Source organism: Synergistaceae bacterium (genome assembly GCA_012521675.1).
Taxonomy (GTDB): Bacteria; Synergistota; Synergistia; order Synergistales; family Aminobacteriaceae; genus JAAYLU01.
On the sequence record JAAYLU010000053.1, the window covers coordinates 1 to 6,181 of the forward strand.

Genomic DNA, 6,181 nt, shown 5'->3' on the forward strand with positions numbered 1-6,181 from the left:
CTCTGATGCCGCAAGGCGTTAAGCACTTCAGAAAACCGTTCCTTCGATGGAGCCATCGACAGTGCCACAACCTCTGATGCCGCAAGGCGTTAAGCACCGGGGTTTTCCAAAACACTTCAACAGCAAACAAGAGTGCCACAACCTCTGATGCCGCAAGGCGTTAAGCACCCTATTTACAAAAACAATACTGCTCGAACAATCCATGTGCCACAACCTCTGATGCCGCAAGGCGTTAAGCACCCCTTGCCCGGGCAAAAGCGATGGAAGCCTACGATAAGTGCCACAACCTCTGATGCCGCAAGGCGTTAAGCACAGCGAGGGTGTGAGGGTATTTCCTATCTCCCGCCCCGTGCCACAACCTCTGATGCCGCAAGGCGTTAAGCACTACTCACAGCCGCTTCATGTCCAGTCCGTTCTTCAGGTCGTCGAAACACTTCTCCACGACGTCCTTCTCCCGGTAGCCCCGCAACGCCTCGCGCGTCGGGTAACGCTTCTCGCTCTTGACCCGCTTCAGCACCTTCAAGGCATCGATATTCTGCTGAATTTTGACGGCATCCGTCCCTTCCCCGAGAGCGAAGCCCGTACCTATAACAAAATTGCCGGGGTCCTCCCCGGCAATGTCTGCTATTCCGTCTCTTCTGCTGTCGTGCTTTCTTCTGCTTCTTGTCGTCGCCTCGACCGTTTCAGCCGATTGTCCAAGTCCTGAAGGTGTTGTGAATGCTATATCCGCGATATCCTGTCCAGAAACGCCCTCTTCTCCTCCTCTGTCAATACGCCCTTCCCCTCGTAGTCGCTCGCCGATTCTGGCACCAGCGGCGGCTTCATGCAGAACAGGTGCCTCGACTCCGCCCACGCCTCGTAGTCCGTCATCCCCGGATGTATCAACTTCAGCGTTTTCATCTCCATCATCGTCAAGCCCGCGCACCCTCTCGCCTCTCTCAACGCCTTCTCCTTCGACAGCTTCGCGAGCTCCTTCGGATACTCTCTCCGCCAGTGGTCCAGCGTGATCTGGGTGATCTCCTCTTCCGTCATCGGCAGACACCTCCCCCAGTACGGATTGTACCATGTTGGAACCTTCCGACTCAACGCGATCGTCAGTCTTTCGGAACCTGTTCTCGTTCCTCCACGCCTCGATTATCGCATCGAGCTCGTCCTGGGTCATATCGCCTTTTTCCACCAGATAGGCGAACCTTCCGGCCTCCTTCATGCTCATGCGGCCGAAGGGTCGGGAACATTTCGGCTCCTTTGGCGACAAAGACATCCTCCCTGGCCCGATCGTTAATGCTGTTCTCCACCATGGAGACGTAGTCGGGCGAACCCCCGGCGACCCTCCTATGAAAGGGCTTCGCGCCGTTCGAGGCGACAGGAGGGCCGTACTCCTCGGGATGACAGGGAGGCCGCGCTTCTCGTGGCTACTGAGTATTGTCATCCCGAGGCGGGGTTTTGCCGAGGGATCTGCTTATGGTGTTGCGCTAAAAGCGAGGTCCCTCGCATTCGCTCGGGATGACATGGGGACGCAGGCTCCTCGGGATAACAGAGAGGCCGCGCCTTCTCGGGATAAGCGATCGACTAGGCTTGCTTCGCTTCGCCTGTCGCCTGCTTACGTCGCTTCGCTCCTCAGGATGACAGAGAGGCCGCCGGGTAGCCGTAGCCGGCGGTCGCTTTTTTGACCGCGTCCAGCACTGCTCCTTCGACCGCTCTTGCTGCGAGAGCTCCTATTCCGTTGATGTCGGCTTCTATGTCGCCTGTCGAGAGGGCGAAGATGGTGTCGCCGTCTGCCATGGTGTGAGCGGGGCGCATCGTGCGCGCGAGGCCGTCGTGGGCCATGGACGCGATTTTCCGGGCCTGGGCCTTGGTGAGTCTGGCGTTGGTGGCCACCACTCCGATCGTCGTGTTGTCCGCGAAGAGGTCTTTTCTCTTCTCGCACGAGCGGATCAGCTCTTGTTCTGTTTCGAGAAAGCGGCGCTGTTGTTTGTCCCACGCTCCGGCTACAATTCTTCCCGTGTTCGGGTCAATGACGTCCCCCAGGCAGTTGACGGCGACAAGGGCGCCCACTTTAAGGTTGCCCGACCTGAATGCGCATGAGCCTATACCGCCGCGCATGGCGTTCTCCATTCCGTGGAACTTGCCCACGGTCGCTCCGGTTCCAGCCCCCACCGAGCCGCACTCGGGATTGAATGAAGGATCCAGGGCGTTCTCCGCCGCTCTGCGGCCCATGGCCCGGTCGGGGCGAGTTCGCCAGTCTCCGCATGCGAGGTCGAATAGTACGGCGGAGCAGACGATCGGAACCCTGGTCACTCCGACATCGAAGCCGATGCCGCGCTGCTCGAGCAGCTCCATGACGCCGGAGGCGGCATCCAGCCCGAACGCACTTCCTCCTGCTAGGACCACGGCGTGGATCTTTTCGACAAGATTTGAAGGGTCGAGCAGATCCGTCTCCCTGGTGCCCGGAGCTCCGCCGCGCACGTCGACGCCCGCGCTCGCGCCATCTTCGCAGATGACGACCGTGCACCCGGTTCCCGCGTCAAAATTTTGATCGTGCCCGACTTTGATGCCGGGAATGTCAAAGAAGGACAATGTCTCCATACTCATTACGACCTCCTGTTAATCGTTTTCACGAGGTTCGCTCGCGAGTTCGCGTCTTTTCAATTTTAACTCAATGGTAGCACGAGAAAATTCTGCATGCGGTCTTGAATGGAGAGAAATTACTTTATATTTAATACATCGAGTGGGATAATGCTCGTTATTCACGGCTGTTGTGGCCGAAATGAGACTATCGCAGCAATAGGATGCGATACCTGACCCTTCGAGGAGGATGAGTACGTGAGCAACTCGATGGCCGTGGACGAGAACAACGGCATGTATATAGCGAGCAACAAGGTGTGTCAGTCTTTGGAAATGGCTGCGAGCGAGGCTGCGCCAATGACCGGGGCGTCGCCTCCCAGGGCGCTGGTGCGCAGGTCGAGTGTGCTTCTGTATGGGGGGGCCAGGTAGTCGAGAGTTACGGGGCGCAGGGCGTTGATCAGGCCCTCGCCTCGGCTGAGGCCGCCGCCCAGGATGACGGCCTGAGGGTCGAGCAGCTGGATGATGGTGGCTATGCCCTTGGCTAGATTGTCTATCCACTTGTCCCAAAGGGGAGCGACGCGCTTCTCCATCCTCCGGGGCCATAGTTTTTTCAGGTCGGGGTCAAGACCCATGCCCTTGGCCTCTCGTTCGAGGGCGTCCGCGCCTCCGATGGCCTCCATGTGGCCGTGCGAGGTGCAGCCGCAGGGCTCGGTGGTCCCGGTGACGATATGGCCCGGCTCGGCGGCCATTCCGTGTGAACCGATCAGTATCTTCCCGCCTATTACTATGCCTCCCCCTATGCCGGTTCCGAGGGTCAGCAGTGCGTAGTCGGTCATTCCCCGCGCCGCTCCGCCCCACCCTTCGCCTAAGGCGTAGCAGTTGGCGTCGTTCTCCAGTTTGACCGGACGGCGTAGGGCCGCTTCAAGCATTCGACGAAACGGAATCCCGTCCCATCCTGTGAAGTTGGGAAGCAGAAGGGTGTTCTCCCTCGTCCTGTCCAGAACGCCTGGAATGCCGACGCCGACAGGAAGATTCAAGTCGGCGCCGAGTTTGTCCATCAACGAGGCGATTTGGTCGACCACGATGTTAGGCTCGCGCCCCGAGGTCGGCTCGGAGAGGCGATTCAGTATATGTCCGTCCTCCACGAGGGCCGCAGCGATGTTGTGACCTCCCAGGTCGACACCGATGGCCCTCATGGTTTATTTTCCCTCTATCCGTCTGCGCTGAAGGATCGAGCGTCTGTGTATCATCGGGCCGGTGAGGACGTACATGAGGCAGAAGAGGACGAGGGCGGCGGCTATCCAGGCCGCGTATATCTCGCTGAGGGCCCACAGGAGCAGCACTATGAGCACCGCCGGGGCGAAGAAGCGCACCTTGTTGGAGGGTTTTGGGTAGCGTAGGTTGGAGAGCTGAAGTGAGATCATCACAAGTATCATGAACTGGAAGACCATGGCGACCGGGCCGGTGACCAGGATGTGGGCTTCCGGGTACATTATCTGCGCAGCGAAGGCGGAGAGGGCAATCCAGGACGAGTTCACGGTTATTGGCAGCCCGATGAAGCCTCCCTGCCCGCGCAGGGGATCCTTCAGGCGGAAGCGCGACAGCCTGAGAGCGCCGGAGAAGACTATGGCGGCTGGTAGCACGGTCCTCCAGAAGGGGCTGGGCCCGTGCAGAAGCATAACGTACATCAGCACCGCCGGCGCCACGCCGAAGGCGAGGAAGTCCACGAAAGTGTCCAGCTCCGCGCCGAACTCCGTCGTTCCCTTCAGCCATCTGGCCACGTTGCCGTCCAGTCCGTCCAGGATCAGGGCGAGCATTATGTACTGGGCGGAGCGGGCGAGCAGCGAAGGCGCCGCCAGCCTCATGGCCTCCAGGGTGGAGAGTATGGACGCGAACCCGAAAAAGAGAGCGGACAGGGTCACCATCGTGGGGACTATCCGCCTCCAGTTGGACAGGATTCGCAGTCTTTGAAACTGCTGTAATCTCATGCTATTTTCCTTTCTTGACGAGGCGGGCTATGACCGTCTCCCCCGCTGTGACCTGGTCGCCGATCTTGGCGACCATCTTTATGTCGTCCTTGGGGAAGTACATGTCCAGGCGGGAGCCGAATTTCATCATTCCGAAGCGCCCGCCCTGCTCCGCTATCGTCATCTTGTCCTCCCTGGGCCAGTAGACGACCCTGCGGCAGACCGGGCCGACGATCTGCCGGATCAGGCAGGAAGTGTCCTCGTTTTTGACGAGGATCGCGTTGTGCTGGTTTACGTCGGAGGACTTTTCATCGAAGGTGAAAAGCCTCTTGCCGGGGAAGTAGCCGAGGAAGGTCGAGTATCCCCCTATCGGGAAGCGATTCACATGAACGTCGAACAGGCTGAGGAAGATGCTGATGCGGATGGTGTCCTGCTTGAGGTAGTCCTTCTCGAATACCTCGGCAACCTTGGCGAGCTTGCCGTTAGCGGCGGCCAGCACCACGTCCGGCTCGGTCGTGACTACCACGTCCGGGTCGCGGAAGAAGAAGACCATGTATCCCGCCATTACACCGCCGAATAGCAGTCCCAGGAAGGACGAGAAAATTTTTGAAGTGCCCGAGAGTATTGCGATGCCGTATATTGCGATACCCAACAAAAGAGATGCCAGAAGGAATGGTCTTACTTCCGGTCTTATTTTCATCAAAATGCCCTCCAGTTCGGAAATCTGTTGTCAGTGATCATTATACTCCAGAACCGTCACCAGGTCACGAAAAATCCGGCGTCGTGCTCCCTGTTAAGCGAGATTTCTTTTGTCCGGCCTGTGCAGGCGAACCTGTCGAGGCAGCGTATTATCTCCATGGCGCCGTCGAAATGCTCCACGAGCGCGGAACAGTGATCGATCCAGTCGCCGCAGTTGAAATAGTCGATGCCCTTGAAGCGCCTTATCGAAGGGGTGTGGATGTGACCGCATATTACACCGTCCACCCCGAAGGCCCTGGCAGTCTTCGCGACCTTCTCCTCGTAGTTGCCTAGCAGCTTGGCCAGGCCCTTGACCGTGTGCTTGACACGGGCTGAAAAGGAAGAGCGCCCCAACCCGAAAAACGATCGGAGAAGGCTCAGTCCCGCGTTTACGTGGCACGTGAGGTCGTAGGCCTTCGCACCGAGGTACGCGAGCCAGGTCTTGCGAATCATCGCCGCGTCGAACTCGTGCCCGTGCACCACTAGGTAGCGCTTGCCTCCGGGGGATGAGTGGACGGCGTTCTCGCAGATCTCCACGCCGCCGAAGAAGCTACCGTGGTACTCCCTCATGAACGAGTCGTGGTTGCCCGTGATGTAAGTGACCGGTATGGTCCGGGAGAGTTTTAAAACCCTGCGGATGACGGAGTTGTGCGACGCGGGGCGTCCTGTTGCTCCCCTTCCCGTCCAGCCGTCGAATATATCCCCGATCAGATAGAGTCTCTCGCACTCCAGGGAGCGCAGAAATGACGCGAGGCTGCCGGTTTTGCACCAACGCGTCCCGAGGTGAATGTCGGACAGGAAGACCGATCTGTATCTCAGGCGGCTCGCTCCTTTCCCAAAGTCGTGTTTCTTCATAGGCGAGGCGGCGCTAGTCATCGGGCGTGCCGGGCGTTATTATCGTCTTCAGGATA

Annotated in this window: 6 protein-coding genes and 1 CRISPR repeat array; all 6 genes read right to left on the minus strand. The window is 58.9% G+C overall.

The features are described from left to right. Positions 1–61 precede the first annotated feature (61 nt). Positions 62–385: a CRISPR direct-repeat array (repeat unit 36 nt; unit sequence GTGCCACAACCTCTGATGCCGCAAGGCGTTAAGCAC). A gap of 335 nt (positions 386–720) precedes the next feature. The 6 genes from GX181_05620 to GX181_05645 all read right to left on the minus strand — a co-directional run bounded on the left by GX181_05620 (position 721) and on the right by GX181_05645 (position 6,146). Continuing rightward, positions 721–1,032: a hypothetical protein gene (locus GX181_05620; GenBank protein ID NLM71419.1), complete on the minus strand. Its 312-nt coding sequence runs from the start codon at positions 1,030–1,032 to the stop codon at positions 721–723. A gap of 585 nt (positions 1,033–1,617) precedes the next feature. Continuing rightward, positions 1,618–2,586: a P1 family peptidase gene (locus tag GX181_05625; protein ID NLM71420.1), complete on the minus strand. Its 969-nt coding sequence runs from the start codon at positions 2,584–2,586 to the stop codon at positions 1,618–1,620. A gap of 299 nt (positions 2,587–2,885) precedes the next feature. Further along, entirely contained in the window at positions 2,886–3,761 is an 876-nt protein-coding gene (locus GX181_05630) for an ROK family protein (protein ID NLM71421.1), read from the minus strand. A 3-nt stretch (positions 3,762–3,764) separates the two neighbouring features. Then, positions 3,765–4,553: a hypothetical protein gene (locus tag GX181_05635; GenBank protein ID NLM71422.1), complete on the minus strand. Its 789-nt coding sequence runs from the start codon at positions 4,551–4,553 to the stop codon at positions 3,765–3,767. Between the two features lies 1 nt (position 4,554). Further along, the gene (locus GX181_05640) at positions 4,555–5,232 is read right to left on the minus strand and encodes a hypothetical protein (GenBank protein NLM71423.1); all 678 of its coding nucleotides are present in this window, start codon (positions 5,230–5,232) and stop codon (positions 4,555–4,557) included. Between the two features lie 56 nt (positions 5,233–5,288). Next, positions 5,289–6,146, minus strand: coding sequence for a UDP-2,3-diacylglucosamine diphosphatase (locus GX181_05645; GenBank protein NLM71424.1), 858 nt, complete (start codon positions 6,144–6,146; stop codon positions 5,289–5,291). Positions 6,147–6,181 lie beyond the last annotated feature (35 nt).